This window comes from Atopostipes suicloacalis DSM 15692, from assembly GCF_900129085.1.
Lineage (GTDB): Bacteria > Bacillota > Bacilli > Lactobacillales > Carnobacteriaceae_A > Atopostipes > Atopostipes suicloacalis.
The window spans coordinates 18,350-44,775 of sequence record NZ_FQUF01000009.1 but is presented as its reverse complement, the minus strand read 5'-3'; the positions used below and the strand labels follow the sequence as shown (position 1 = coordinate 44,775).

Here is a 26,426-nt window from a genome sequence, read left to right as displayed (position 1 = left end):
AATGAATAAAAAATTAGGGATAGCTTTAGTCTCTATGCTACTCTTTATTATAGGTGTTAGTAGTTTGATTACTCATTCCTTGTCACCTTATAAACAAGCGAGGGCTGAAACGATTGAGTTAGCTAAAAGAAGAGCAGACTTAACCGAAGCTGAAGATTTTTATTGGTATAATGGAGACGAAACTTTCTTTACGGTTACCGGTAAAAATAGGGAAGGTTCATCGATTATTGTAGTTGTTCAGCAAGATGGTGGTGCCATTGAAGTATTCAACCAAGATGAGGTTGTAACTAAACATGAAGTGATTGTAGCAACAGATAATCGAGAGAATCCTAAAAAAATCCTTGAAGCAAGAATTGGTATGCATAAAGACCAACCGGTATGGGAAGTAAGTTTTCAACTCGAAAATGACCAAACAGGGTATTCTTTTTTCTCCTTAACTTCAGGGGAATGGATTCAAACCATCAAAAATATTTAAGTATCATTAAATAAATGAAAAGATAGGGGTTACCAAATAATGGAACAAATTTCAATTATTGATTCAAAGCATTACGTTGATCAAGAAGTGCAAATTAAAGGTTGGGTAGCAAATAAACGTTCAAGTGGAAAAATTGCTTTCTTAGAACTTAGAGATGGCTCAGCATTTTTTCAGGGTGTTGTTTTAAAAAATGAAGTGGGCGATGAATTATTTGATCAAGCGATTCATTTAAACCAAGAAACTTCTGTTGTAATTACAGGGACCATTCAAGAAGATACACGATCAAAATTTGGTTATGAAATTCATGTAACCGGAATAGAAGTCCTTGGAACATCTGAGGATTATCCGATAACACCAAAAGAACATGGAACCGATTTTTTAATGGATCACCGTCATTTATGGCTACGATCTTCTAAACAACATGCAATTATGTTAGTTAGAAATGAATTAATTCGTGCAACATATGAGTTCTTTAATGATAAAGGATTTGTCAATATTGATTCGCCTATTTTAACAGCTGTTGCTGGAGAAAACACTACAGATTTATTCCATATTGATTATTTTGATGAAGATGCTTATTTAGCACAAACCGGACAATTACACGCAGAAGCTGGAGCAATGGCTTTTGGAAATGTCTTTACTTTTGGGCCAACTTTTCGAGCTGAAAAGTCCAAAACACGTCGTCATTTAACCGAGTTTTGGATGGTTGAACCAGAAATGGCTTTTGTGCATCAAGAGGAATCTTTAAAGATTCAAGAAGAATATGTCTCTTATCTCGTTCAAAGTGTCCTAGATCATTGTGATTATGCTTTAGATGTTTTAGATCGAGATCGCGAAACATTAGAAAAATACACAAAATTACCTTATCCACGAATTTCTTATGACGAAGCGGTTGAATTGTTACAGAAGAATGATTTTGATGTGGAATGGGGCGTGGACTTTGGTTCTCCAGAAGAAACATTTATCGCCAATCAATACGAACAACCTGTCTTTATCGTAAATTATCCAAAAGAAATCAAACCATTTTATATGCCAACTCATCCAGAACGAGAAGACATTGTATTATGTGCTGATTTAATTGCACCTGAAGGATACGGTGAAATTATTGGAGGATCTGAACGTGAGTCAGACTATGAAACGTTACGACAAAATATCATCGATTTTGGATTAGATGTTAAAGATTATGAGTGGTACTTAGACTTACGACGTTATGGTTCGGTTTCAACTTCAGGATTTGGTTTAGGTTTAGAACGTGCGGTCACTTGGATTACTGGAACCAAACACATTCGTGAATCTATTCCATTCCCAAGATTATTAAATCGATTAACGCCATAACAAAACCAAATAAATTTAAAATTAAAAGACACCTTATATCTACTAGGGTGTCTTTGTAAATTAAGAGCCGGATACACTAGGTAAAATATAGAAGAAAGTAGAGTGTCATTTATGGAAAATGAACTTACGATAGATTGGATTAATGCAGGTCAGACAGTATTGCCGACACTCTTATTAAGGTATTATCGAAGATTAAATTTATCCAATGATGAACTCGTTTTGATCTTACAATTAAAATCGTATATGGATCAAGGAAATTATTTTCCTAAAATGGAAGACATAGCAGAACATATGAATATGACGGAACAGAATGTTTTCAAAGCAGTTCATCAACTAATTCAAAAGAAAGTATTAACGATTGAAACAACTAATGATGAACAGGGTATGAGTCAAGATGCTTACTCATTAAATATGTTATGGGAAAGAATCATTATATTAATGAAACAAGAAAAATCAGATCAAGCTATTGAAAAAGAGGAAATAGAGGAAAAAAATCTTTATTCAATGTTTGAATCTGAGTTTGGTCGTCCTTTGTCTCCAATAGAAATAGAGACATTAGTGGCTTGGATAGAAAATGATCGCTATTCACCAGAACTCATTCAGTTAGCTTTAAGAGAAGCTGTACTCAGCCAAGTTTATAACTTTAAATATATTGATCGTATTTTACTTAATTGGGAGAAGAAAAATATTCGTACCAAAGAACAAGTTGATAAAGAGATTAAAAAATATCGTGATGCCCCTAAAACAAATGACATTAAAGATGAAGATCAACAGGATTCTGGCCCGGTCCCTATGATTAATTGGCTAAAAGATAATAATGATAATAATTAGAATTTGAGGTAATCATTTGGTTAAAGAAACGAAAGAATTATTAGATACTGTTGAAACGACAAAAGTCATCGAAGCAATGGGAAGAATATTTCCAGAAGCTAAAGCAGAGTTAAATCATAAAAATACGTTTGAATTATTGATTGCAGTTATTTTAAGTGCTCAGACTACGGATGTTGGTGTGAATAAAGCAACACCAAAACTTTTCGAAGCATATCCCACTCCAGAACTTATGATGCAAGCAGATCTTTTAGATATTGAAGATAAGATTAAAACAATTGGTTTATATCGAAATAAAGCAAAATTTATAAAAAATACGGCAACTAAGCTCGTTGAAGAATTTAACGGGGAAGTGCCTATGAGTCGAAAAGAATTAGAAAGCTTACCGGGTGTCGGACGAAAAACAGCCAATGTCGTTAGAAGTGTAGCATTTAATGAACCGGCGATCGCGGTAGATACACACGTTGAACGAATTGCTAAAAAGTTTAAAATGGTAGATGAAACAGCTTCTGTAATACAAGTGGAAAACACATTAATGGAAAAATTGCCAAAAGAATTGTGGTCAATTGCTCATCACCGATTAATTTTCTTTGGACGCTATCAATGTCCTGCAAGAAAACATGATCATGAAGAGTGTATTGCAATAGTTGAAAAAAATATAGAATAAAAATAAGCTCTATCCTTTTTGGATATGAGCTTATTTTTATAACACAAGTATATCGTTAAACTAATTTTTTAAAAAACTATTCAAATTCGATCAGTAAGTCATTTCCTTTAACTTGTTCTTGTTCAGTGACATGGACAGCTTTTACGATACCTTCAATAGGCGCTTGGATCGCTGATTCCATTTTCATTGCTTCAGTGATGATTAGTGTATCATTTTGCTTGACTTGATCACCTGGTTTAACAGAAATACTGACGACTGTACCAGGCATCTGTGCGCCCACTTGCTTAGGGTTTGCTTTGTCTGCTTTTTGTCGAACCATAACGGTACCTTCAACATTACGATCTTCTACTTCAATTTCTTGTGGTAAACCATTTAAGTCAAAGTAAACCGTTCGAAAGCCACCTTCTCTTAGTGGACCAACACTCGTTAATTCGACTAACAGTGATTTTCCGGGCTCGATTTCTATCATAATTTTTTCATTTGGCTCTAAACCATAGAAAAAGCTAGGAGTATCAATCACCTGTATTTTATTGTATTCTTCATAAAATCGGAGATAGTCTTTATAAACTTTAGGATACAATGCATAACTGAGAAGGACTTGATCATCAATATCTCTTTTAGGCACGAATTGTTCTAATTCTTCTTCTGCCTGCTCAAAATCATAAGGCTCAATATGATTACCTGGACGGTCCGTAATAAAATCACGTCCTTTTAAGACGATCTTTTGTAGGTTTTTATCCATTCCACCCACAGGCTGACCAATTTGTCCTTGGAAAAATGAAAGAACGGATTTTGGGAAATCTAACTTCATACCATCTTCAAGAATGTCTTTTTCATCTAAGTCATTTTGAACCATGAAGAGTGCCATATCTCCAACAATTTTAGAAGAGGGTGTAACTTTAACAATATCACCGAACAATAAATTAACGCGACGGTACATATCCAACACTTCATCAAAACGATTGCCTAATCCTAATGATTTTGCTTGCGCACGTAAGTTACTATATTGACCTCCGGGGATTTCATAATTATAGACTTCTGTAAAAGAGGTCTTTAAATCTGTTTCAAATGGAGCATAATATTGACGAGTAGGCTTCCAGTACTCAGCCATGTTATCATTCGCCTTGAGATCAACTTCAACTGTACGCTCAGTTCCTTGACGAGTATAATATAAGGCATTCGCATCAGGTTGCGCATTTTGACCGGCTAACGCAGCATTTGCGGTATCTACAATGTCCACTCCTGCATCAATCGCTCTTGAATACATAGAAAGAGCATTTCCACTAGTGTCATGTGAATGCAAATGAATAGGAATATCAATTTCTTCTTTTAAAGCTTTAATCAAAAGGTAGGCCGCTTCAGGTTTTAATATACCGGACATATCTTTAATTCCTAAGAAATGGACACCTTGTGCTTGAATTTCCTTTGCTAAATTCACATAATAATCTAGCGTATAAATCTCTGAACGCTCTGGATTTAGAATATCTCCTGTATAACAAAAAGTTCCTTCAACTATTTTTCCAGTTTTTAAAGCTTCTTCAATAGGTAATTTCATTGTTTCTAACCAGTTTAAGGAGTCAAAAATTCTAAATACATCAATTCCTGTTTCAGCACTTGTCTGAATGAATTTTTTAATGACATTATCTGGATAATTTTTATATCCTACTGCATTGGAAGCACGCAATAACATTTGAAAAGGAATATTAGGAATGAGTTTACGTAATTCCTCCAATCGGTGCCATGGGCTTTCTCTTAAAAAATTATAAGCCACATCAAAGGTCGCACCGCCCCAAAGTTCTAATGAAAAATAGTCTTTCATTGTTTCGTTCATATAAGGCGCAAGTTTGACCATATCTTGAGTCCGTAATCTCGTTGTTAATAAAGATTGATGGGCATCTCTCAAAGTTGTATCGGTTAGTAGAGCATTTGAAGTTTCTAATACAGCTTTAGATACAGCATCAGGGCCTTCTTGATCTAAAAGATGTTTAAACGTTTGCTTGCGTGCAACCTCTATCTTTTTATTGGTGACTTTTACACTTGGAACCTCTCTGGTTTCAAACTTCGGCTTTTGTTTTGATTCTATACTTGGAAAACCATTGACCGTAACATCCGCAATATATTTTAATATCTTAAGCCCACGATCACGTGGTGGTACAAAATCAAATAATTCTGGGTAATCTTGAATAAAAGTCGTATTATAATCCCCTGTATAAAATTTAGGGTGTTGTATAATATTTTTCAAGAAACTAATATTTGTAGTGACACCGGCAACCTTCAATTCATCAAGGGCTCGCTCCATTTTTGAAATCGTTTCATCAATAGTCGAACCACTTGCCGTAATTTTTACTAATAAAGAATCGTAATAGGGGGAAATAACGGCTCCTCTAAAAGCATTTCCTGCATCTAAACGCAAACCAGGTCCACCAGGGGATTGATAACCAATCACCTTTCCAGTATCTGGAGCAAAATCATTTAAAGGATCCTCCGTCGTAATCCGAGACTGAATAGCATAGCCATTTACACGAATGTCTTCTTGAGCAGGCATGCGGATAGTATCTCCAAATAGATTTTCACCATCTGCAATTAGGATTTGTGTTTTAACAATATCTATATCAGTTACTTTTTCAGTAATCGTATGTTCCACCTGGACGCGAGGATTCACTTCAATAAAATAAAAAGTATCTCCAGAAACTAAAAACTCGACAGTTCCTGCATTCACATAGTCCACATGTTTCATCAACTGTAAAGCTGCATCGCATAATTTTTTGCGCATTGCATTCGATAAGGCATATGCTGGAGCAACCTCAATGACTTTTTGATGTCGTCTTTGAACAGAGCAGTCACGTTCATAAAGATGAACCACATTTCCATGTTGATCCCCTAAAATTTGAACTTCAATATGTTTAGGTTGATCAATATATTTTTCAACATAGAGGGCATCATTTCCAAAAGAATTGACGGCCTCAGACTTCGTTCGGTCATAGGCCTCTTCCACTTCACCTTTGTTATGAACTATACGCATTCCTTTTCCACCACCACCACTTACGGCTTTGATGATGATAGGATAGCCATATTCATGACCAAATTGAAGGACATCTTCTACGGATGAAATTTCTCCGTCTGTCCCAGGAATAACATTTAGGCCGGCATCTATAGCAGTTTCACGAGCTCTAGTTTTATTGCCAAACATGTCTAAATGTTTTAATTCTGGACCAATAAAAAGAATGCCTTCTTCTTTACAACGTCTTGCAAATTGTTCATTTTCACTCAAAAAACCATAGCCAGGGTGAATAGCATCCACATTTTTTTCTTTAGCTAGTTCAATAATTCCTTCAATATCTAGATAAGCTTGGGTTGGGCTTTTTCCTTCCCCAATTATGTAAGATTCATCTGCTTTCTGTCGATGCAAGGTTCCTATATCTTCCTTAGAATAAATCCCAACGGTTTTGATTCCTAATTCGTGACAAGCTCGCATAATACGAATAGCAATTTCTCCACGATTAGCGACTAAAACTTTTTGTATTTGATTCATTTTCTCATCTCCATTTCTCCCACATATAAAACTTTATAAAATCTATTATATCGAAAAAGAGCAAAGAAAAAAACTTTTCATTAATTAATTAAGTTGTTTTCAGTTTTGTTAAAAAATAAAAAGCAATTTTACTATGTAAATCATAACAGCGTCCACATATTTGTTATGTTTTACACAAAATAATAATAAAATAATGAAAAACATTTATATAACAACGCGACTATAGCAACGTTAATAAGAACATTAAAACTTAATTCTTTAGAGATTAATAGAAAGATTGAGAAATAAGTTCAAAAACCTTGTGAATTGATGTATAATCTTATTGAGAATCGATTGAGAATGAAAAGGTGACTTTTAAAGTGCAGAGAAAAGAGCAAATAGAGAAAAGATATTTTATAAAATGGGCCATATTAATTATCGTTCTTTTAATAGGTAGTCTATTTTCTATCTTTGTGGGAGTGAGTGAATTATCTCCTTCGCATCTTTTTCAAACTGAATCTATAGAATGGAAGGTCTTGGTCACAACACGTGTACCTAGAACGATTAGTATAGTCATCGCAGGAGCGACATTATCGCTGTCAGGATTATTGATGCAGCAGCTCACTCAAAATAAATTTACGTCTCCCTCAACGGTAGGAACTATGCAGAGTGCTCGCTTGGGTCTTATTCTTTCTTTATTATTTTTTCCCAAAGCATCAATATTTAATCGGCGTTATTTTCTTTTGGATTTGCGATAATAGGGACTTTCATCTTTTTGGGTTTATTGCGTGTCATTCGAGCGAATCATTCAATTCTCGTTCCCATAGTAGGGATTATGCTTGGAAATATTATATCTTCCTTAGGGACATATTTTTCCTTGCAGTGGGATATTGTTCAAAGCGTTAATGCCTGGTTGCAAGGAAGCTTTTCATTAATTCATTCAGCGAATTATCAATTAATCTTTGTATCCTTACTCTCCATGCTAGGAATGATTATTGGGGCTCATTATTTTTCAATTGTTGGTTTGGGTGAAAATATAGCCATTCAATTAGGTGCGGCTTATGAAAGAATTCTTTTGATTGGAATACTATTCATTTCTTTAGGAACAGCTGTTGTCTTATTAACTGTTGGGAATATTCCTTTTATAGGGCTGGTGGTACCCAATTTAATTTCCTTACATAAAGGCGATTATTTCAGAAGGAATATCATGGACGTTACCGTATATGGTGCAGTTTTTTTACTAATAAGCGATATTCTAGCCAGAGTAATTATTTACCCTTATGAAATTCCAGTAAGTGTTATCGTAGGAATTATTGGTAGTGCGTTGTTCATTTACCTCTTATTGAAGGGTGAATGGCATGACAAATAAAAAGAAAAATAGTCTATATTTAGGACTCCTAATCTTTTTAAGTATTATTAGCGGAGCACTTTACTTATTCATTAATATTCGAGGAAATTGGGAATTTGCCCTTTACCTTCGTCTCCCAAAATTAATGGCCTTTTTTATCGTTGCCATTTGTATTAGTTTTGCGACAATTCCTTTTCAAACGATGACAGAAAACCACTTGTTGTCACCGAATATTATTGGTATTGATTCTTTATACACTTTTTTTCAAACAGCTTCAGTCTTTTATTTTAGCAGCCACTCCATCATAAACACGAACTCAATAGTCAATTTTATTGTAAGTACCGTTTTAGTACTTGGAGCAAGTATAGGACTCTTTTACCTGTTTTTTAAAAAATTCCCCAACCAAATTTATCTTATGTTGTTATTTGGGGTGACGTTAGGAACTTTGGTTAATAGTTTGAATCAATTTTTACAAGTTGTGATTGATCCAAATGAATATACGGTTGTCTTATCTAGAACCTTAACGAGCTTCAATCAAATTAATGTTCATTTAATTGGCTTAACATTTTTCGTGGCTACTCCTTGTATTCTTTACTTGTTTGCAAAGAGTAAAGTGTTAGATGTCATTCATTTAGGACGTGATTATGCAAGAAGTCTAGGAATTGAAGTGGATCAAGAGTATCTTAAATTTTTTGTGATGATTAGTATTTTAACAGCTATTTCAACTTCTTTAGTAGGTCCTGTTAGTTTTTTTAGGCTTTTTAGGTGCAAATGTCTCCTATCGTTTATTTTCTACTTATAAGCATCGTGTTTTATTCGTGGGTTCAAGTTTGATAACTTTTTTATTTATCGTCAGTGGGCAAACGATTGTAGAACATATTTTTCAAACACAGACGACATTAGGGGTGGTTATTGATTTTATAGGCGGTTTATATTTTGTCTTTTTACTAATGAAAGAAAGGGCTTGAGAAGATGATTCAAGTTGAGCATGTACATAAAAATTATGGGAATACTCCCATAATCAAAGATCTCTCATTAACTATAGAGAAGGGGAAGTTAACGGCACTCATCGGTCCCAATGGTGCAGGGAAAACGACTTTTTTGAACATGATTGGTCGTTTAACTCCTGTTGATGGAGGTAAAATTTTAATTGATGGCAAAGATTTATCTCATTGGAACCGAAATGATTTAGCTAAAAGATTGGCTATTTTAAAGCAAAAAAATACAATGACCGCTCAAATTACTGTTCGTGAGCTCTTAGCTTTCGGTCGCTTTCCTCATATGAAAGGAAAAATTGGTCCAAAGTGTAAGCAATTAATCAAACATTCTTTAAAGTATTTAGGAATGGAAGAATATGAATACACCTATTTAAACGATTTGTCAGGTGGTCAGCTACAGCGAGATTTTATTGGGATGGTATTATGTCAAGATACAGATTATATTTTATTAGATGAGCCATTAAATAATCTGGATATGAAGTATGGAGTTCAGATTATGAATATTTTAAGAGATTTAGTCGATGAAATGGGACGTACCGTTATTATCGTTTTACATGATATTAATTTTGCAGCAGCCTATGCCGATCGAATTGTTGGTTTTAAGGATGGAGAAAAATTTATAGATGACGTAAGTACTCAAGTTATCCAAAAACCAGTTATTGATGAGTTGTTTGATATGGATGTAGAGATTATCAAACATAATCAACAAAATTATTGTCTTTATTATCAAGATCGAAAACAGTTCTTTAACCACAAGGTTCATGAACTAAATGAAGTCAAAAAAGCGGTCAATCAATAAGGTTATAGGAGTGAAAAATTGAGAAAAATAAAAGGAATCATAAGTTTAATCCTTATTTTTACAATAACAGCAGGTTGTACAAATACTGCGGGGAGCAAAGCAGGGGATGAAAATAAAAAGACAATTGAAATAATGGATGCAGCAGCGCATACTGTAAAGGTTCCACACAATCCTCAAAAAGTCGCTGTTTTTGATCCTGCACAAATTGATAATATGGATGCCTTAGAATTAGGGGATAGAGTCATTGCGACCGCATCTTCTCATCTACCTCAATATTTAAATAAATATAGTGAGATTGACGTTGCAGGCACCTTACACGAAATAGATTTAGAAGTTGCGATGGCCACTGAACCAGAGTTAGCAATAGTAGCTACACGATCTGCTTCGAGCTTCGAAGAATTAGTAAAATTTATTCCTACTTTAGATTTTTCACTAACAAAAACTTCTACTTTTGAATCTATAACTTATAACTTTTTAGAATTATCGAAAATATTTGAGAAAGAAAAAGAAGCACAGATTATTTTAGATGAAATAGAAAACGAGAAAAATAAATTAGCACAAACGGCTGAAAAATCTGAACTGACAGCTTTAATGCTGATGTATAACGAAGGATCTTTATCTGTGTTTGGCAAGGATTCGAGATTTAATCATGTTTATGAGGACTTTGGATTTGAACCTGCGGATGATTCCATTGAAGCTTCAAAACATGGGATGGAAATTTCTTATGAATATTTAATACAAAAAAATCCAGACGTTATTTTTGTTTTAGATCGCACAGCAGCTATCTCAGATAATACAGACACTTCGATTCCTTCTTCAAGCTTTGAAGAAAATCCATTAATCGAAGAAACAAAAGCTTATAAAAATCACCAAATCATTTACTTAACGCCTGATGCTTGGTATTTAAGCAATGGTGGTGTACAGGCTTATCGACAAATGATTACAGACGTTGGAACCGCATTTGAATAACCTATAATTGGAAAATCATTTATTTAAATAGAATAAGAGGGATGAATAGTGACAACATTAAAAATAAGTAATTTACATGTATCGATTGAGGATAAAGAAATATTAAAAGGATTTAACTTAACAGTAAATACAGGCGAAATCCATGCCATTATGGGGCCAAACGGAACAGGGAAATCTACTTTAGCAGCAGCAGTAATGGGCCATCCTTCATACGAAATCACAGAAGGAGAAATTTGGCTTGATGATTTAAATATTTTAGATTTAGATGTGGATGAAAGAGCGCGTGCTGGCTTATTTCTAGCTGTTCAATATCCAAGTGAAATTCCTGGTATAACCAACGTAGAGTTTTTAAGAGCAGCTATCAATGCCCAACGCGAAGAACATGATAAGATAGGAATTCGAGATTTTATTGAAAAGCTTGATGAAAAAATGGCTCTTTTAGATATGCCAGAAGAAATGGCTGAACGATATTTAAATGAAGGCTTTTCTGGTGGAGAGAAAAAACGGAATGAAATTCTTCAGCTGTTAATGATTGAGCCAAAAATGGCTATCTTAGATGAAATTGATTCAGGATTAGATATTGATGCTTTGCAAGTTGTTTCAAATGGCATTAACGCGATGCGTGGAGAGGACTTTGGTTCCATTATCATTACACATTATCAAAGATTATTAAATTTCGTTACCCCAGATTTTGTGCATATTGTCATGGATGGTCATATTGTAAAGAGTGGAGATGCCTCTTTGGCAAAGCAACTTGAAAAAGAAGGGTACAAAGGTCTAATTCAAGAACTAGAATTGGATATTGAGATTAATGAATAGGAGAGAGAAAATGAGAAAAACTGATTCTTTTAGTCCATACCGAAATACAGTCAAACACCTCTCTCAAAATTTAAATGAACCAGAATGGTTTCTTAATTATCGATTTGAAGCTCTTCAATCAACAGATAAACTAGAACCTCCGAAAATAGAACGTTTAAACTATGCAGCCTGGAATTTATGGCAAGTCCCAACTATTCAGTCACAAACGGTATCAAACAGTCCTAGTCATTCGGTTAATGAGAAAGATGTTTTAGTCTTAGATTTTAAACAAGCTTTTTTAGAACAACCAGAATTATTTAAAACAATTTATCAAAAAACTAATTTTATTCATTTTGAGCATTTATTTGATGCTTTTACAATGGCTTTTTTAACGGATGGTCTCTTTGTATATATTCCAGACAACATTCAAGTGAAAGAACCTTTGGAACTATCTTTTTTACAAAATAACCAATTAGAAAAGACAATCAATCGACAAGTATTGATTTATGCAGGAGCGAACTCTTCTGTAGAAATTATGGACAAGTATTCCAGTATAGAAAATGATAAAGAAGCGATTGCCAATATACAGATACAAGTAATTGCTGAAGATGGAGCAAAAGTTCAATATTCTTCTCTAGATCAGTTTGGAGAGAACACACAAGCGTTTATCCAAAGAACAGGCAGAACGGGGAGAGACGCAGAGATTCATTGGGCTTTAGGAGTAATGAATAATGGGGATGTTATAGAAGATATTCATGTTAATTTAGAGGGACAAGGTTCTACTTCCGATGTTAAGACTGTAGCAATAACCCATGGTGATCAAGTACAAGGGGTGAATGTTAACGTCACTAATATAGGTAGCTATAGTCTTGGAAATATTTTTCAACATGGAGTTACTTTGGATGAATCCACATTGACCTTCAATGGAATCGGACATATATTAAAAAATTCAAAAAATAGTGACGCTCAACAAGAATCACGAATTCTCATGCTATCGGATAATGCACGAGCAGATGCCAATCCGATATTATTGATTGATGAATATGAAGTTCAAGCCGGTCATGCAGCTTCTATCAGTCGAGTCAATCAAGAACAACTTTATTATTTAATGAGTAGAGGACTTGAAAGGAAACAAGCGGAGAAATTAATTATCCGAGGCTTTTTAGGAAATGTCTTAAAAGAAATCTCTCTTTCAGAAGTCCGTCAAGAATTAATCGATACAATTGAAAGGAAGTTAGCGCAATATGACAACTAACTGGGAAAAAATACGCATAGACTTTCCCATTTTAAATCGTACAGTTAACGATCAGCCCTTAATTTATATGGATAATGCAGCAACTACACAAAAACCTAAGCAAGTCATTCAAGCCATTAGTCATTTTTATGAAAATTACAACTCGAATGTTTACCGGGGTGTACACACTCTTTCAGGAGAAGCTACGCAAGTTTATGAAGACTCTCGTCAAAAAGTTGCAAATTTCATTCATGCAAGGCAAAAAGAAGAAATTATTTTCACTAAAGGGACTACAGCTAGTATAAATCACTTAGCACAAATGCTAGCTTCTGAAGTAGCAGCAGGCGATGAGATTTTGCTAACTTACATGGAACATCATTCAAATATCATTCCCTGGCAACAATTAGCTCAGAAAGTGAAAGCAAAATTAGTTTATGTAGATATAACAGATGATGGAAAAATAAATTTAGAGGATTACAAAAATAAATTAAACAAAAAGACAAAAATTGTATCTTTTACCCATGTTTCAAATATTTTAGGTACGATAAATCCCGTCCAAGAGATGACAAAATTAGCACATGAAAAGAAGGCTATTGTAATCGTTGATGGAGCACAAGCTGTCCCTCACTTTCCAGTAAACATGCAAGAATTAAATGTCGATTATTATGCATTCTCAGGCCATAAAATGTTAGGTCCGACAGGGATAGGAGTACTGTATGGAAAAAAAGAGTGGCTAGAAAAATTAGAACCTGCAGAATTTGGTGGTGAAATGATTGAACTGGTCAAAGAAGAAGAAAGCACTTGGGCTAGTTTACCGAATAAATTTGAAGCAGGTACGCCAGATATATCAGGAGCTATTGGATTGGGTGCAGCAATTGATTATTTGGAAGCCATTGGGATGGAAAACATTAAAAAGCATGAAGAAGATTTATTGGTTTATCTCTATAAAAAGTTAATAAAAATTGATGGATTGGAAATTTATGGGCCAAGAAATTTACAAGATCATTCCGGTGTTGTTTCCTTTAATTTACAGGGAATCCATCCGCATGATTTAGCGACAGCACTTGATTTAGAAGGCATTGCTATCCGAGCAGGACACCATTGTGGACAGTTATTAATGCGTCAGTTAGATGTCGTAGCCACTTCTCGAATCAGTTTATATTTTTATAATACAAAAGAAGAAGTAGATCAATTAATCCAAGCTTTAGAAAAAGCAAAGGAGTTTTTTATCTCATGAGAAGTAAACGATTAGAGATGCTTTATAAAACATTGATTAAGGAACATTCCAATAACCCAAGTAACAAAAAAAGCTTAGCGGATGCGACAGGAGAAATTGAACTTTTTAATCCTTCCTGTGGTGATTTGATTGTTGTTCAATTTAAACTAGATGGTGATATCCTTACAGAAGTCTGTTTTGAAGGCCAAGGCTGTGCAATCTCAATGGCCAGCGCTAGCATGATGTCGGAACTCATGCAGGGGAAAACATTGAACGAAGTAAATAATTTAATAGAAACATTTTATCAATTAGTTCAAGGAAATGAAGACATTGATACAGAATCCTTGAAAGATGCAGTCTATTTAGAAGGCGTCTCAAAATTTCCAACAAGAATTCGTTGTGCGACCCTTTCTTGGCACGCGCTAGAGCAAGGGTTGGAAGAATATGAATGAACTTTTTTAATTAAGGAATAAAACCTAGTTTTTAATAGAAGGAGAGGCAAAAGAATATGCATGAAAATGTACCAACCAGAGGTGAATATCAATACGGGTTTCATGATGATGTAAAATCTTTGTACGATACAGGTAAGGGATTAACGGAAGAAATTGTACGAGATATTTCATCTAGAAAAAATGAACCAACATGGATGCTAGAATATCGCCTAAAAGCTTATGAACATTTTTTAAAACGCCCAATGCCTACTTGGGGAGCAGACTTATCAGAACTTGATTTTGACAATTATACATTTTATCGAACAACATCAGACGGGCCAGCTCGTACCTGGGAGGATGTCCCTGACCAAATAAAAGAAACCTTTGATCGTTTAGGAGTCCCAGAAGCTGAACGTGCTTATCTTGCTGGGACCGGAGCTCAGTACGAGTCAGAAGTTGTATACCATAATATGAAAAAGGAATTTGAAAAACTTGGGATTATTTTTATGGATACCGATACCGCATTACAAGAATATCCAGAGATTTTCAAAGAATATTTTGGAACGGTTGTGCCTTACGAGGATAATAAATTAGCAGCTTTAAATGCTGCTGTTTGGTCTGGCGGGACTTTTATTTATGTACCTAAGAATGTAAAAGTTGAAGTCCCTATTCAAATGTATTTCCGTATTAATGAAGAAGCGATGGGACAATTCGAACGGACATTAATTGTAGTGGATGAAGGAGCAAGTGTTCATTACGTTGAAGGTTGTACAGCACCAACGTTTTCTGCAAGCTCATTGCACGCTGCAACAGTAGAAATTATTGTGAAAAAGGATGCCTATTGTAGATACACAACGATTCAAAATTGGTCGGACAATGTCTACAACTTAGTAACGAAACGAGCAGTGGCTGAAGAAGGTGCTACAGTTGAATGGGTAGATGGAAATATTGGTGCAAAAACGACGATGAAATACCCAAGCATCTTTTTAAAAGGAGAAGGCTCAAAAGGTACTGTAACGACTATGGCCATGGCAGGATCTGGACAAATACAAGATACAGGAACAAAAATATATCATTTAGCTCCCAATACCTCTAGTACCATTGTTTCAAAATCAATTGCACGCGAAGGAGGAGCTGTAGATTATCGAGGGCAAGTATACGTGGCTGAAAATGCGAAATATTCCGATTCTCATATTGAATGTGACACTATTATTTTAGATGGTAAATCAACATCCGATACTATTCCTTATAATGAAATTCATAACTCGCACGTAAATTTAGAACACGAAGCAAAAGTTTCAAAAATATCAGAAGAGCAATTGTATTATCTAATGAGTCGAGGACTAACTGAACAAGAAGCTACAGAAATGATTGTTATGGGGTTTGTTGAACCTATCTCAAAAGAACTTCCAATGGAATATGCTGTCGAATTAAATCGCCTCATCAGTTTTCAAATGGAAGGCAGTGTTGGCTAAAGCCAATTTTAGCACTAGAAACGTTGATTTATCAATGCTTCTGGTGCTTCTTTTTTTCGTAAAAGCAAACTAACTACAAAACTAACTACAACAGCGATTAAAATAAATATTTCTCTTTTTCAATGAATTGTGCGAATTGATCTGCACTGCGTTCTTCACGTTCAGGATAGAAGTAGTTATAGACCTGACGAGTCATTTTAGAATCTTTATGACCAACTCGGTACATAATATCCTCTAAGTTCATATCAGCCATTGCACAAAGAGAGACATGTGTTTTTCTAAATTCATGAAGTGTAATTCGTTTTAAGTTGTACTTAGTCGCTATGACATCATACCAGTCATTTGGCTGACCGGGGCGACAAAAATGATTATCTTTATTAGGGAAGACTAGCTGATGCTTATTCGTTGCTCTAATTCCCAAAACCTTAAACTCAAACTGCTGTCTAGTTCGCCATTCCTGTAACATAGCCATCGTTTCTAAATCAATTGAAATAGTCCTTTTACCGGCATTTGTTTTGGCGCTTTGACTGGCTACTTTAGTTTTTTTAGATTTTGGATCGTACTCAACTTCTGCCAATGTTTTACTGATCGTTAATTTGTTACTATCAAAATTAATATCGTTCCATTCTAAGGCAAGTATTTCAGATTTTCTTGCACCAGTATAGGCTAAAACACGAAAATAAGTTTCGATTTTCATGTTGCCATGCTTTTTACAAGACTCCAAGAAAATAGCTAATTCTTTTGGTGTATAAACAGTCATTGTTTCTGTAGCGACTAAATGTTCATCAATTTCTTGACGTTTGATTGGTTCAGTTTTACGCATGGGATTTTCAAGAATCAATTCCTGTTGAACACCATATTGTAAAATTTGAGCAACAGCCCTACGGAAATAATAAGCTTGCTTATAACCATCTCTTATCCAGCGACGATTGACTTGAGTACAAAATCGGACTGAAATGTCTTTAAGCATTTTATTTCCGAAGTATTCAAGTGCATGATCTTCAATTGCTCTTCTTGTTATCATGATAGTAGATGGTTTTACTTTTAAACGATATTGTTCAATAAATTCTTCATAAAGCTCTTTAAACGTAATATTACCATTCATCTTTAACTTATTTTTATCAAAATCAAGTTGTAACTGTCGATAAGTTTGCTGGGCTTCTTTTTTTGTTTGGAAACCACTTCTAGTAGTGCGTACTTCTTCACCAAATTCCGTTTTTCCAAGGTAACATTGGAATTTCCAAAGCTTTTGATTATACTTAGTGTATTGTTTAAAAGATACTGACATATAAAATCTTCCTTCCTAATTCATTATTTGGATTAGGATATTTTGTTGTTTGTAAGATTTTAATATTCGTTTTTATTCCCTATTGATGTTCAGCGCTTTTTAATTGATTTAAAACGTTCTTTAAGTCTTCTAGGTCATATAAATGTTGTCTCCCGATAATAACCGCTTCTAAACCGTTTAGATGAAGCATTTTTAACGTGTCGAAACCAATATGCAGCTCTTTCATTAAGGTTTGTTGGTTCACATATCTACCAAGAATCAAAGGTACTTTATCAGGAGTATTCATAGGCAATTTCCTTTCTGAGACTAATAGAATATTCAAAATTAATCAATAAAATTTTATTCAACCTTTCTTTCAGATATAGTATATGTTTCAAGGGATGCGAGCTAGAAGCAAATACTGTATATTGATTATAAGACTTCCAGCTCCCATTTCCTAGAAAAATATTGATGAGTTAAAATCTTACTTCTTACAAATATCGTTTTGATTTTATAAATTGGATAAATATAAATATGTGTTTAAGCTTCAATATCTTAAATAGTTATCTGTAAATTTGTCTCTTTTCTTCTATCAAATTATCTTTTGTCAAAAGATATCATAGGAGTTTCACCTCTCCCCAGTTTATGGCGAGCTTTACAGAAGTATCATTATATTCTTTGCATGTCGTGGCAGTAGGTGACAAGTCTACTTTGCTTGAAAAAAATCGCTCGCAATAAAATACACGGTCATGGCGCTTTTCAAGCGTTGCTCAATACAAAGAAAACGTATTTGATAGAAGATTATTCAATTATCAAAGAACAATGTTTCTATAAGTAAATTGGAAAAAGAAGAAATAAAAGCAACATAATTCTGATTTTTTTCAAAAAAGATAGAAAAGAGACAGGCAAAGTAGCCTGTCTCTCTAATTTAACCAAGGTATTTTTCTGGATCAAAATTGCGGACTATTTTTATAAAAGTTTCAGTTAAGTTTTGAAAGCAATCTTCATCCAAATAGCCTTGTCTGGATGCTTCTTTAATTAGCAAGGGCTTGAAATCTTTAAGTAACAATTCCATAGCTTGTTCATCCCCTTTTTTGGCTTGTTCAATTAGTGGTAAGAAATTTTTCATTATATCCCCCCTTCCTTAATGTTAGGTGAAAGAAGGAAGGGGGAGCACGATTGTTACACCATTGATTATCTTTTTAAAAATACCTCAAGTTTTTTTAATAATCTTTTTCTGAATATAGAGACTCCTTGACGGCTGATATCAAAAATTCGGGCAATTTCACTATCTGTTTTACATTGAATATATTTTTCATAAAGTAGTTTTTTTTCTTTGAAGTTTAGTTGTTCAATAGCCCTAGATAGCGCTTCGTTCTCAGCGAAATTTTCTAGATTCATAATTTCAGATTCTGAGATAAAATCAAGAGATAAATAAGATTCGGATATACTGCTTCTCATAATATCTTCTAATGAATCAGTTGGAAAGTAGGTATGAGAATATTTTTGTTTCTTTTTTAGGCAAGCACTGGCAGAATTTTTAATAGATTGCTGTACATAACTAACAAATAAATAGTTAACTTCAACTTCTGATTTCATGATTGAATCATCCTTTACTAATTATTTAATTTATACTGCCAGTAACCTCGAGTCACTTTCTCGACGTTTATAGAAGAATCTGAATTCATTCTTGGTAAAATATTGTTCGTCAAATTTGAGTAGTTGATAGATAGTTGAAAATCATTAATCAATTTTTCATATATTTGTTTATTACTTAGTGGCACACCATGACTTTTAAGAAGATGAGAAATTTGTAATGCTATTTTTGAGTAAGGAAGGTAGGATTTTCCTTCTTTTTTTGCTAATAAGTACTTAGCGTTCTCAATATCTTCTTTTTTAATATGATTTTGTCTCATTGTCGAATATTCATTATTTTCGTGAACATTCGTGTTAGTTTGACTAAGCTCATTTAATCGCTCTTTTAAGTCAAAATATTGTTCAGTTAGTTGTCGTCTTTCAGTCATAACTGCTTGCATAAGATGGTAAATGACTTTTTTTTCTTCTGAAATATTCATGTTTTCTCCTTTCAAATTAGGTATTCAACAATAAATTGAAATACCTAATGGAAAAAGCAACAAATATTATATATTGACAACACATAGATTCTCATCTATATTATACATAGATGTCCGTCTATATGAAAGGGTGAGGCGTATTGAAATGAAAAGACTTAGTTGATATCAAAAAAGTATAAAAATAAACAGTAGTCTTAAGGGAGACAATCTCCTTATTTTTTTGAGCATCACATAGATGTGCATCTATGTGGTTGAGGAAGGGATAAAATGAAATCATTAGTTTTATTTGAGTCAGAGATGTGTTGTGGTATCAAGATGACAGGAGCAGAAGTAAATAAAAATCTATTATATTTGAGCCCAACATTACAGAAAATTCAACGAGAAACAAATTACGAAGTGGAGCGTCATAGCTTAACAATTGAACCAAATGTATTTTTGGAAAATGAGGAAGTCAAATCATTAATAGATAAAAATGGCATTAGTGTCTTACCGATAACCATTGTGGATGGAGAGGTAAAAAAGTTTGGTGCCTATCCCTCATTAAAAGAATTTGAAAATTTTACAGGTGTAAATGAATAAAAATTTAGGAGGAAATATCATGGAAATGTATCAACCAGAGGCAATTCATTTAACGAAATATCTATTTTTCACAGGTAAAGGAGGCGTTGGGAAAACTTCTACAGCTAGTGCTACAGCAACTTATCTAGCTGACAAAGGGAAACAAGTCATGTTGGTTAGTACCGACCCAGCAAGCAATTTGCAGGATGTCTTTGAATTAGAACTCTCAAATAAAGGGACTAAAATTCCTAATGTAGAAGGTTTAGTTGTCGCCAACTTTGACCCTGTGGAGGCGGCTAATGACTATAAAGAAAGTATTGTAGGACCTTATCGTGGTAAATTGCCAGATTCAGTTTTGGAAAATATGGAAGAACAATTGTCAGGCTCTTGTACTGTAGAGATAGCCTCATTTAATGAATTTGCCAATTTTTTAACGGATAAAGAAGCCTCTACAAAATTTGATCATATTATTTTTGATACTGCCCCAACAGGTCATACTCTGAGAATGCTTCAATTACCTTCTGCTTGGAATAATTATTTAGATGAGAATGAGACCGCAACTGCTCCTTTAGGACAATTATCAGGTGCTGTAGACAAAAAAGAAATGTATGATCTAGCTGTTAAAACCTTAATTGACGGTCAGAAAACGACGTTGATGTTGGTAACGAGACCGCAAAAAACGTCTTTATTAGAAGCAGATAGAGCGTCAAAAGAATTGGAAGAAATGGGGATTAAAAATCAAGCATTAATTATTAATGGGGTACTGGAAGAAGCAACAGATAAAGTCTCTGAGGAATTTTATGCTATTCAACAGGAAGCATTAAAACAGATGCCAGCAAGTTTAGCTAAGTATCCAGAATATTTTGTACCATTACGTCCATATAATTTAACTGGAATTGAAAATATTAGAAAATTATTGAATGAACATCAAGAAGAACTATTGACGGGATCAATTAAACCAAAAGAATTTCCCCACTTACAAGCCATTGTGGATAATTTATATAAAACGGATAAAAAAGTTATTTTTACAATGGGTAAAGGTGGCGTAGGGAAGACGACGATAGCCGCAGCAATTGCAATGGCATTAGCGGATAAAGGGAAAAAAGTTCATTTAGCAACGACTGATCCAGCAGCACATCTTCAATTTGTTATTTCAGAAACTGACAAAATTAGCGTGAGTCATATTGATGAAGAAAAAGAACTAGCAGATTATCAGTCTGAGATATTAACAAAAGCTCGTGAAACAATGTCAGAAGAAGATGTGGCATATGTTGAAGAAGACTTACGTTCCCCTTGCACACAAGAGATTGCTGTTTTTAGAAAGTTTGCGGAAATAGTTGAAGGAGCAGATAGTGATGTTGTTGTGATTGATACCGCACCAACAGGTCATACACTATTGCTATTAGATTCAACACAAAGCTACCACAAAGAGATTGAACGTTCTTCTGGAGATATACCCGAGTCTGTTCAAAAGCTACTGCCTAAGTTACAAAATGGGGATGAAACAGAAGTAGTAATGGTCACATTACCCGAAGCAACACCTGTTTATGAATCAATTCGATTAAAAGATGACTTGGAGAGAGCGGGAATCGCTCGTACTTGGTGGGTAGTGAACAATAGCATGCTTTCTAGCGGAACAACGAACCCAATGCTTTTAGCAAGAGCACAAAATGAAGAAGTTTGGATTGATAAGGTAGCAGAGCTGTCTAACAATCATTACGCAGTGATTGAATGGAAAGCTGAGGATATTTCAGGAGATGCTTTAAGAGATATTTTATAATTTACGAGATAACTCATATTTTACTCATTGACAAAACATAGATAAAGTTCTATATTAAATATAGATGAACATCTATATGGAGGTGAGAATATGGATTATTTAGGATTATCAAAAATTATGAAGGCAATTGCAGAGCCTAATAGACTTCAAATATTAGATATGATTTCAACTGGTGAAAAGTGTGCATGTGATATTTTGGATAATTTTGATTTTACTCAGCCGACACTATCACATCATATGAAGGTTTTAATTGAGGCGGGAGTAGTAACCGCACGTAAGGAAGGCAAATGGCAATATTATTCTCTGGTAACAGAGAACATTGAAGAATTTCAAGAATTAATACATCAGATATTGAATATAAAACAAAAAGAAGGAGTTATGTAAAATGAGTAAAGTATCGTTGTATGAACCAGCAATGTGTTGTGACACAGGAGTTTGTGGTCCCGGAGTAGATACAGAATTGCTTCGAGTTTCCTCTATTATTCAAACATTGGAAAAAGCCGATGGTGTAGAAGTAGAGCGTTTTAATTTAACAGGTAATCCTGCGGCATTCGTAGAAAATGAAAAAATTGGGGAGTTGTTACAGTCTAAAGGAGCCGACATACTACCAGTTGTTTTATTAGATGGTGAAATTGTGAAAATGGCTGGTTATCCGTCAAATGAGGAGTTTAGTGTCTATACTGGTGTTAATTTCTCAGAGGATAAGAAAGAAGAACAATCAAATAGTTGCTGCTCTCCATCATCTGGATGTTGCTAAAACGAAGAAACTAAAGCCTATGAGCAGTTGGCGTATTTGGTATTAATTCAGGGGAAGCCTTTGCAGCAGTAATTGGTCCACTAGTGGAAGTTCCGGTTTTGATTGGTTTAGTAAATGTAGCATTGAAATTTAAGCAAAAATATTTTAAGCAAACTTAAAAAAGGAATGAGGCATCTTTATGAAAATTGTGATTATTGGTTCAGTAGCAGCTGGGACAAGTGTGGCTGCAAAGGCTAGACGAAATACAGAGGAAGCAGAGATTGTTGTCTACGACCAAGACAAGGATATTTCCTATTCAATTTGCGGGATTCCTTATTATATAGGAGATGAAGTTGAAGAGTTAGATAAGTTGACCCCTAGAAATGCTGCATGGTTTAAAAAGCGTTATAATGTAGATATTTTTACAGAGCATCGAGTGACAGCGATTCATCCTGAAACTCAAACGCTTGAGGTTGAGAATCTTCAAACAAAGGAGAAGAAAACCGAATCCTATGATGAATTGGTTTTAGCAACAGGAGCCAAACCGATTGTGCCAGAGATTTTTAAAGCAAAGCAAGCTAATAGAAATCTTTTTCATGTTCGTACTATTCAAGATGCTGCTGCCATTCACTCATTTATTGAAAAAGAAAAGCCACAACAAGCTACTATTATTGGTGCAGGCTTTATTGGATTAGAAATGGCAGAGCAATTGGTTCATAAAGGAATAGAGGTAACTATTATTCAACGTGGCAATCAAGTCATGAAACAAATGGATGCTGATATGGCTTATCGTGTCCAAAAGGAGCTTGAAAAGAATCATGTTAAGCTCCAACTGAATACAACAATCACAAAAGTAATAGAGAAGGATGGCTATATTACTGAATTAGCAACCAATCAAGAGCAAACAATCAAATCGGATTTAGTCATTCTTGCAGCTGGTGTTACTCCGAATACTTCACTTATTCAATCGACAACTATTCAATTGGGAAAATCTGGTGCGATTAAAGTGAATAAGAAAATGCAGACAACGGTACCACATATTTATGCGGTAGGAGATGTTGCTGAGAGCTATTCTGTCATTACAGATAAACCAATATATCGTCCACTTGGATCAACTGCTAATAAGATGGGTAGAATTGCTGGTGATATCATCACAGGAGGAACACTGGAACATCGTGGTATTTTAGGAACTGGTATTGTTCGAGTTTTTGATTTAGCGGTTGCATATACTGGTTTAACAGAAAAAGAAGCTAAATTAGAAGGATTAGAGACAGCTATTCTTTATAATATTAAGCCAGATCATGCGGACTACTTAGGTGGAAAAGAGCTGACAATCAAAGCTTTAGCAGATAAAAGTAGCGGGAGAATTCTTGGAGCTCAGATTATTGGAGAGCAAGGTGTAGATAAACGAATTGACGTAATTGCCACTGCAATTTCATTTGGTGCAGTAGCAGAAGATTTGTTCCATTTAGACCTTGCTTATGCACCACCATTTGCGACAACGAAAGACCCCGTTCTTTATACTGGAATGGCGTTAGATAATGCAATAAGCAATGGAACACCTTTAATGACCCCAACTGAATTGATTGAGCGACAAGCAAGTGGAGAACAACTGCAAATTATTGATACTCGTTCCAAAAAACAATATGAAATTTCTTGTGTTAAAGGGGCTATCCATATTCCATTAGCAGAAATACGTGATAGAGTGGCGGAGCTAGATAAAAATGTAACAACAATCACGTATTGTAATAAGGGCGTAACTGGAAATGCTGCTCAAAATATCCTGTTAAACGAAGGATTTAAAGAAGTCTATAATTTATCTGGAGGAAATAAAAATTACCAGATAATTGCCCAAATGCTCGCCTCTAACTGATTTAATGATGAAGGGATTAAATAGATGACAGAAGAAAAAAGAGCGCTGGCAAGACTTGCTGGTATCTTGGGAGCTTTCCTCGCTGCCAAACTATTAAACTATCAAATAAATGTTAGTATATTTGTAAATTTTGTTATAATTGTTGTGGTTCTATATGTTTTAGCTAAAAAAAGAGAATCTAAAGCTAAAGAAGACAGAAAATAGTTTGTCGCAAATGCAGTTGCACCTTGACTGCATTTGTTTTTTGACAAAAGAAATATGAGTAAGGAGGTAATGAGTAAATGAGCTATGCACTAGATTTAAAAGGCTTAAAAAAAGTATATGCGACCGGTGTTGAGGCGCTGCGTGGTATTGATTTAACTGTAGAAGAAGGAGATTTTTATGCACTGCTAGGTCCAAACGGTGCTGGAAAATCAACAACAATTGGAATTATTACCTCACTTGTTAATAAGACTGCTGGTCAAGTAAAGGTTTTTGATTATGATATTGATAATGATTTAGAGCGAGCAAAGCAACAGATTGGTCTTGTGCCGCAGGAATTTAATTTTAATCCGTTTGAAACGGTTCAACAAATTGTAGTAAATCAAGCAGGATATTATGGTGTCTCAAGAAAAGAGGCACTGAAACGTAGTGAAAAGTATTTGAAGCAGTCCAATTTATGGGAGAAAAGAAACGTTCGTGCCCGTATGTTATCTGGAGGGATGAAACGAAGACTTATGATAGCTCGAGCATTAATGCACGAGCCACGTCTGCTAATTCTTGATGAACCAACTGCTGGAGTGGACATTGAGCTTAGAAGAGAAATGTGGGCATTTTTAAAAGAGTTAAATGAAAGTGGCACAACAATCATTCTTACAACTCATTATTTAGAAGAAGCAGAGATGCTTTGTCGTAACATTGGAATTATTCAATCAGGTGAGCTAATTGAGAATACAAGTATGAAAGCACTTCTATCAAAACTACAATATGAGACTTTCATTTTTGATTTAGATAGCTACGACAAAAAGCCTGTGATAAAAGGTTATAAGCACTTTTTTGAAGATGATCTAACACTTGCTATAGAAGTTGAACGAAATCAGGGAGTTAATAATATTTTTGAGCAGCTCAATCAGCAAAATATCAAGGTTCTTTCTATGCGCAATAAATCAAATAGATTGGAAGAGTTGTTCTTAAAAATTACCGAAGACAAACATCAAAAGGAGGAGAAAAATGTTTAGTATCTACTTTACAGCACTTAAAAGCTTAGCAGTTAAGGAAACCAACCGTTACCTACGGATATGGGTACAAACTTTAGTGCCTCCTGTTATTACGACCTCATTATATTTTGTTATTTTTGGAAAAATGATTGGTGGTCGTATTGGTGATATGGGCGGCTTCTCCTATATGGAATTTATTGTACCAGGTTTAATTATGATGTCTGCAATCACAAGTTCTTACGCAAATGTTTCTTCATCTTTCTTTTCTCAAAAATTCCAAAAGAATATTGAAGAGCTATTAGTTGCACCTGTACCCACACATGTTATTATTTGGGGATTTGTTATTGGTGGACTGGGTAGGAGTATCTTAGTTGGGACATTGGTTACAGTCATTTCTCTATTTTTTGTTCCACTTCATGTTTATTCATGGTTTATTGTGGTGATTACATTATTGATGACTGCAATTTTATTTTCATTAGCAGGCTTAATTAATGGTGTTTTTGCACAATCTTATGATGATGTTTCAATTGTACCAACATTTGTTTTACAGCCATTAACTTATTTAGGTGGTGTATTTTACGCCATTTCAATGTTGCCGCCATTCTGGCAGGCAGTATCGAAAATTAATCCAATTGTTTATATGATTTCAGGATTTCGTTATGGATTTCTTGGAACGACAGATGTACCAATTATGGTTTCAATTACAATATTAATCCTTTTTATCATCGTTCTTTATGCAATTTGTTATTATTTAGTAGATAAAGGAAAGGGATTAAGAAGTTAATAATTAAAAGACAGTTATTAGAATTAGCTCTTACCTCTAACATATTTGTGGAGATAAGAGCTTTTTTATTTTA

The 26,426-nt window shown here is 34.4% G+C and carries 27 protein-coding genes and 2 pseudogenes; 23 read left to right on the top strand and 6 right to left on the bottom strand.

Annotated features, from left to right (window positions below; genetic code table 11):
* Position 1: 1 nt before the first annotated feature.
* The 4 genes from BUB96_RS03725 (at position 2) to nth (ending at position 3,305) form a co-directional block, all read left to right on the top strand.
* On the top strand, positions 2–475 hold the full coding sequence (locus BUB96_RS03725) for a cell wall elongation regulator TseB-like domain-containing protein (protein WP_073296714.1): 474 nt from the start codon (positions 2–4) through the stop codon (positions 473–475).
* 39 nt (positions 476–514) lie between these two features.
* Complete coding sequence (gene asnS, locus BUB96_RS03720) at positions 515–1,810, top strand: asparagine--tRNA ligase (RefSeq protein WP_073296623.1); 1,296 nt, start codon at positions 515–517, stop codon at positions 1,808–1,810.
* 111 nt (positions 1,811–1,921) lie between these two features.
* Positions 1,922–2,641 carry a DnaD domain-containing protein gene (locus BUB96_RS03715; RefSeq protein WP_073296620.1) on the top strand — a complete coding sequence of 240 codons (720 nt, stop codon included), beginning with the start codon at positions 1,922–1,924 and terminating at the stop codon, positions 2,639–2,641.
* A gap of 16 nt (positions 2,642–2,657) precedes the next feature.
* On the top strand, positions 2,658–3,305 hold the full coding sequence (gene nth, locus BUB96_RS03710; RefSeq protein WP_073296617.1) for an endonuclease III: 648 nt from the start codon (positions 2,658–2,660) through the stop codon (positions 3,303–3,305).
* A gap of 76 nt (positions 3,306–3,381) precedes the next feature.
* Here the strand turns inward: nth and BUB96_RS03705 are convergent, their stop codons facing one another.
* Positions 3,382–6,837 (bottom strand): pyruvate carboxylase, encoded by a 3,456-nt coding sequence (locus BUB96_RS03705; RefSeq protein ID WP_073296615.1) that lies wholly within the window; start codon positions 6,835–6,837, stop codon positions 3,382–3,384.
* Positions 6,838–7,184: 347 nt separating this feature from the next.
* Here BUB96_RS03705 and BUB96_RS10660 point away from each other — a divergent pair.
* The 10 genes and pseudogenes from BUB96_RS10660 to sufB all read left to right on the top strand — a co-directional run bounded on the left by BUB96_RS10660 (position 7,185) and on the right by sufB (position 16,084).
* Positions 7,185–8,185, top strand: a pseudogene (locus tag BUB96_RS10660) (ABC transporter permease).
* Complete coding sequence (locus BUB96_RS03695; protein WP_234945789.1) at positions 8,175–8,966, top strand: iron chelate uptake ABC transporter family permease subunit; 792 nt, start codon at positions 8,175–8,177, stop codon at positions 8,964–8,966. Before BUB96_RS10660 ends, BUB96_RS03695 begins: the two are co-directional and overlap by 11 nt.
* Positions 8,905–9,132 carry an iron chelate uptake ABC transporter family permease subunit gene (locus tag BUB96_RS10525; protein WP_234945791.1) on the top strand — a complete coding sequence of 76 codons (228 nt, stop codon included), beginning with the start codon at positions 8,905–8,907 and terminating at the stop codon, positions 9,130–9,132. Before BUB96_RS03695 ends, BUB96_RS10525 begins: the two co-directional genes overlap by 62 nt.
* Before the next feature lie 4 nt (positions 9,133–9,136).
* Complete coding sequence (locus tag BUB96_RS03690; protein ID WP_073296613.1) at positions 9,137–9,961, top strand: iron ABC transporter ATP-binding protein; 825 nt, start codon at positions 9,137–9,139, stop codon at positions 9,959–9,961.
* 18 nt (positions 9,962–9,979) lie between these two features.
* The gene (locus tag BUB96_RS03685; RefSeq protein ID WP_073296611.1) at positions 9,980–10,930 is read left to right on the top strand and encodes a siderophore ABC transporter substrate-binding protein; all 951 of its coding nucleotides are present in this window, start codon (positions 9,980–9,982) and stop codon (positions 10,928–10,930) included.
* Between the two features lie 48 nt (positions 10,931–10,978).
* On the top strand, positions 10,979–11,749 hold the full coding sequence (gene sufC / locus BUB96_RS03680) for a Fe-S cluster assembly ATPase SufC (protein WP_073296609.1): 771 nt from the start codon (positions 10,979–10,981) through the stop codon (positions 11,747–11,749).
* Positions 11,750–11,759: 10 nt separating this feature from the next.
* A complete protein-coding gene (sufD, locus tag BUB96_RS03675; RefSeq protein WP_073296605.1) occupies positions 11,760–12,983 on the top strand; it encodes a Fe-S cluster assembly protein SufD in 1,224 nt (407 codons plus the stop codon).
* Entirely contained in the window at positions 12,973–14,199 is a 1,227-nt protein-coding gene (locus BUB96_RS03670) for a cysteine desulfurase (protein ID WP_073296602.1), read from the top strand. Before sufD ends, BUB96_RS03670 begins: the two co-directional genes overlap by 11 nt.
* Entirely contained in the window at positions 14,196–14,630 is a 435-nt protein-coding gene (gene sufU / locus BUB96_RS03665) for a Fe-S cluster assembly sulfur transfer protein SufU (protein WP_073296599.1), read from the top strand. Before BUB96_RS03670 ends, sufU begins: the two co-directional genes overlap by 4 nt.
* Before the next feature lie 56 nt (positions 14,631–14,686).
* Entirely contained in the window at positions 14,687–16,084 is a 1,398-nt protein-coding gene (sufB, locus tag BUB96_RS03660) for a Fe-S cluster assembly protein SufB (RefSeq protein WP_073296595.1), read from the top strand.
* A gap of 97 nt (positions 16,085–16,181) precedes the next feature.
* Here the strand turns inward: sufB and BUB96_RS03655 are convergent, their stop codons facing one another.
* From BUB96_RS03655 to BUB96_RS03635, 5 genes are all read right to left on the bottom strand, one after another.
* Entirely contained in the window at positions 16,182–17,372 is a 1,191-nt protein-coding gene (locus BUB96_RS03655) for a site-specific integrase (RefSeq protein WP_010783803.1), read from the bottom strand.
* A 79-nt stretch (positions 17,373–17,451) separates the two neighbouring features.
* Positions 17,452–17,658, bottom strand: a complete 207-nt coding sequence (locus tag BUB96_RS03650; RefSeq protein ID WP_002367045.1) for a hypothetical protein — start codon at positions 17,656–17,658, stop codon at positions 17,452–17,454.
* A 621-nt stretch (positions 17,659–18,279) separates the two neighbouring features.
* Entirely contained in the window at positions 18,280–18,480 is a 201-nt protein-coding gene (locus BUB96_RS03645) for a helix-turn-helix domain-containing protein (protein ID WP_002372173.1), read from the bottom strand.
* A gap of 65 nt (positions 18,481–18,545) precedes the next feature.
* Positions 18,546–18,950 (bottom strand): sigma-70 family RNA polymerase sigma factor, encoded by a 405-nt coding sequence (locus BUB96_RS03640; RefSeq protein WP_002415733.1) that lies wholly within the window; start codon positions 18,948–18,950, stop codon positions 18,546–18,548.
* Between the two features lie 17 nt (positions 18,951–18,967).
* Complete coding sequence (locus BUB96_RS03635) at positions 18,968–19,426, bottom strand: hypothetical protein (protein WP_073296592.1); 459 nt, start codon at positions 19,424–19,426, stop codon at positions 18,968–18,970.
* A 267-nt stretch (positions 19,427–19,693) separates the two neighbouring features.
* Here BUB96_RS03635 and arsD2 point away from each other — a divergent pair, with 267 nt between their 5' ends.
* The 9 genes and pseudogenes from arsD2 (at position 19,694) to BUB96_RS03590 (ending at position 26,353) form a co-directional block, all read left to right on the top strand.
* Positions 19,694–20,005, top strand: a complete 312-nt coding sequence (gene arsD2, locus BUB96_RS03630; protein ID WP_003744430.1) for an arsenite efflux transporter metallochaperone ArsD-related protein — start codon at positions 19,694–19,696, stop codon at positions 20,003–20,005.
* 19 nt (positions 20,006–20,024) lie between these two features.
* Entirely contained in the window at positions 20,025–21,764 is a 1,740-nt protein-coding gene (gene arsA / locus BUB96_RS03625) for an arsenite efflux transporter ATPase subunit ArsA (RefSeq protein ID WP_003744432.1), read from the top strand.
* 90 nt (positions 21,765–21,854) lie between these two features.
* Positions 21,855–22,148, top strand: coding sequence for an As(III)-sensing metalloregulatory transcriptional repressor ArsR (locus tag BUB96_RS03620; protein WP_002333381.1), 294 nt, complete (start codon positions 21,855–21,857; stop codon positions 22,146–22,148).
* A 1-nt stretch (position 22,149) separates the two neighbouring features.
* Complete coding sequence (gene arsD / locus BUB96_RS03615) at positions 22,150–22,521, top strand: arsenite efflux transporter metallochaperone ArsD (protein ID WP_000049327.1); 372 nt, start codon at positions 22,150–22,152, stop codon at positions 22,519–22,521.
* Between the two features lie 23 nt (positions 22,522–22,544).
* A pseudogene (locus BUB96_RS03610) lies at positions 22,545–22,679 on the top strand (arsenical-resistance protein); the annotation flags it as partial.
* Between the two features lie 20 nt (positions 22,680–22,699).
* Positions 22,700–24,373 (top strand): FAD-dependent oxidoreductase, encoded by a 1,674-nt coding sequence (locus BUB96_RS03605; RefSeq protein WP_073296589.1) that lies wholly within the window; start codon positions 22,700–22,702, stop codon positions 24,371–24,373.
* A 24-nt stretch (positions 24,374–24,397) separates the two neighbouring features.
* Complete coding sequence (locus BUB96_RS03600; protein WP_003744454.1) at positions 24,398–24,577, top strand: hypothetical protein; 180 nt, start codon at positions 24,398–24,400, stop codon at positions 24,575–24,577.
* A gap of 77 nt (positions 24,578–24,654) precedes the next feature.
* A complete protein-coding gene (locus BUB96_RS03595; RefSeq protein WP_002372158.1) occupies positions 24,655–25,590 on the top strand; it encodes an ABC transporter ATP-binding protein in 936 nt (311 codons plus the stop codon).
* Positions 25,583–26,353, top strand: a complete 771-nt coding sequence (locus BUB96_RS03590; protein ID WP_002415744.1) for an ABC transporter permease — start codon at positions 25,583–25,585, stop codon at positions 26,351–26,353. The genes BUB96_RS03595 and BUB96_RS03590 overlap by 8 nt, the downstream gene beginning before the upstream one ends.
* Positions 26,354–26,426 lie beyond the last annotated feature (73 nt).

Bases quoted from the DNA above. Each gene is read 5' to 3' on its own strand.
- BUB96_RS03725 (WP_073296714.1), top strand. From the start codon at position 2: ATGAATAAAAAATTAGGGATAGCTTTAGTCTCTATGCTACTCTTTATT.
- asnS (WP_073296623.1), top strand. From the start codon at position 515: ATGGAACAAATTTCAATTATTGATTCAAAGCATTACGTTGATCAAGAA.
- BUB96_RS03715 (WP_073296620.1), top strand. From the start codon at position 1,922: ATGGAAAATGAACTTACGATAGATTGGATTAATGCAGGTCAGACAGTA.
- BUB96_RS03705 (WP_073296615.1), bottom strand. From the start codon at position 6,837: ATGAATCAAATACAAAAAGTTTTAGTCGCTAATCGTGGAGAAATTGCT.
- BUB96_RS03695 (WP_234945789.1), top strand. From the start codon at position 8,175: ATGACAAATAAAAAGAAAAATAGTCTATATTTAGGACTCCTAATCTTT.
- BUB96_RS03690 (WP_073296613.1), top strand. From the start codon at position 9,137: ATGATTCAAGTTGAGCATGTACATAAAAATTATGGGAATACTCCCATA.
- sufD (WP_073296605.1), top strand. From the start codon at position 11,760: ATGAGAAAAACTGATTCTTTTAGTCCATACCGAAATACAGTCAAACAC.
- BUB96_RS03670 (WP_073296602.1), top strand. From the start codon at position 12,973: ATGACAACTAACTGGGAAAAAATACGCATAGACTTTCCCATTTTAAAT.
- sufU (WP_073296599.1), top strand. From the start codon at position 14,196: ATGAGAAGTAAACGATTAGAGATGCTTTATAAAACATTGATTAAGGAA.
- sufB (WP_073296595.1), top strand. From the start codon at position 14,687: ATGCATGAAAATGTACCAACCAGAGGTGAATATCAATACGGGTTTCAT.
- BUB96_RS03655 (WP_010783803.1), bottom strand. From the start codon at position 17,372: ATGTCAGTATCTTTTAAACAATACACTAAGTATAATCAAAAGCTTTGG.
- BUB96_RS03650 (WP_002367045.1), bottom strand. From the start codon at position 17,658: ATGAATACTCCTGATAAAGTACCTTTGATTCTTGGTAGATATGTGAAC.
- BUB96_RS03645 (WP_002372173.1), bottom strand. From the start codon at position 18,480: ATGAAAAATTTCTTACCACTAATTGAACAAGCCAAAAAAGGGGATGAA.
- BUB96_RS03640 (WP_002415733.1), bottom strand. From the start codon at position 18,950: ATGAAATCAGAAGTTGAAGTTAACTATTTATTTGTTAGTTATGTACAG.
- BUB96_RS03635 (WP_073296592.1), bottom strand. From the start codon at position 19,426: ATGAATATTTCAGAAGAAAAAAAAGTCATTTACCATCTTATGCAAGCA.
- arsD2 (WP_003744430.1), top strand. From the start codon at position 19,694: ATGAAATCATTAGTTTTATTTGAGTCAGAGATGTGTTGTGGTATCAAG.
- arsA (WP_003744432.1), top strand. From the start codon at position 20,025: ATGGAAATGTATCAACCAGAGGCAATTCATTTAACGAAATATCTATTT.
- BUB96_RS03620 (WP_002333381.1), top strand. From the start codon at position 21,855: ATGGATTATTTAGGATTATCAAAAATTATGAAGGCAATTGCAGAGCCT.
- arsD (WP_000049327.1), top strand. From the start codon at position 22,150: ATGAGTAAAGTATCGTTGTATGAACCAGCAATGTGTTGTGACACAGGA.
- BUB96_RS03605 (WP_073296589.1), top strand. From the start codon at position 22,700: ATGAAAATTGTGATTATTGGTTCAGTAGCAGCTGGGACAAGTGTGGCT.
- BUB96_RS03600 (WP_003744454.1), top strand. From the start codon at position 24,398: ATGACAGAAGAAAAAAGAGCGCTGGCAAGACTTGCTGGTATCTTGGGA.
- BUB96_RS03595 (WP_002372158.1), top strand. From the start codon at position 24,655: ATGAGCTATGCACTAGATTTAAAAGGCTTAAAAAAAGTATATGCGACC.
- BUB96_RS03590 (WP_002415744.1), top strand. From the start codon at position 25,583: ATGTTTAGTATCTACTTTACAGCACTTAAAAGCTTAGCAGTTAAGGAA.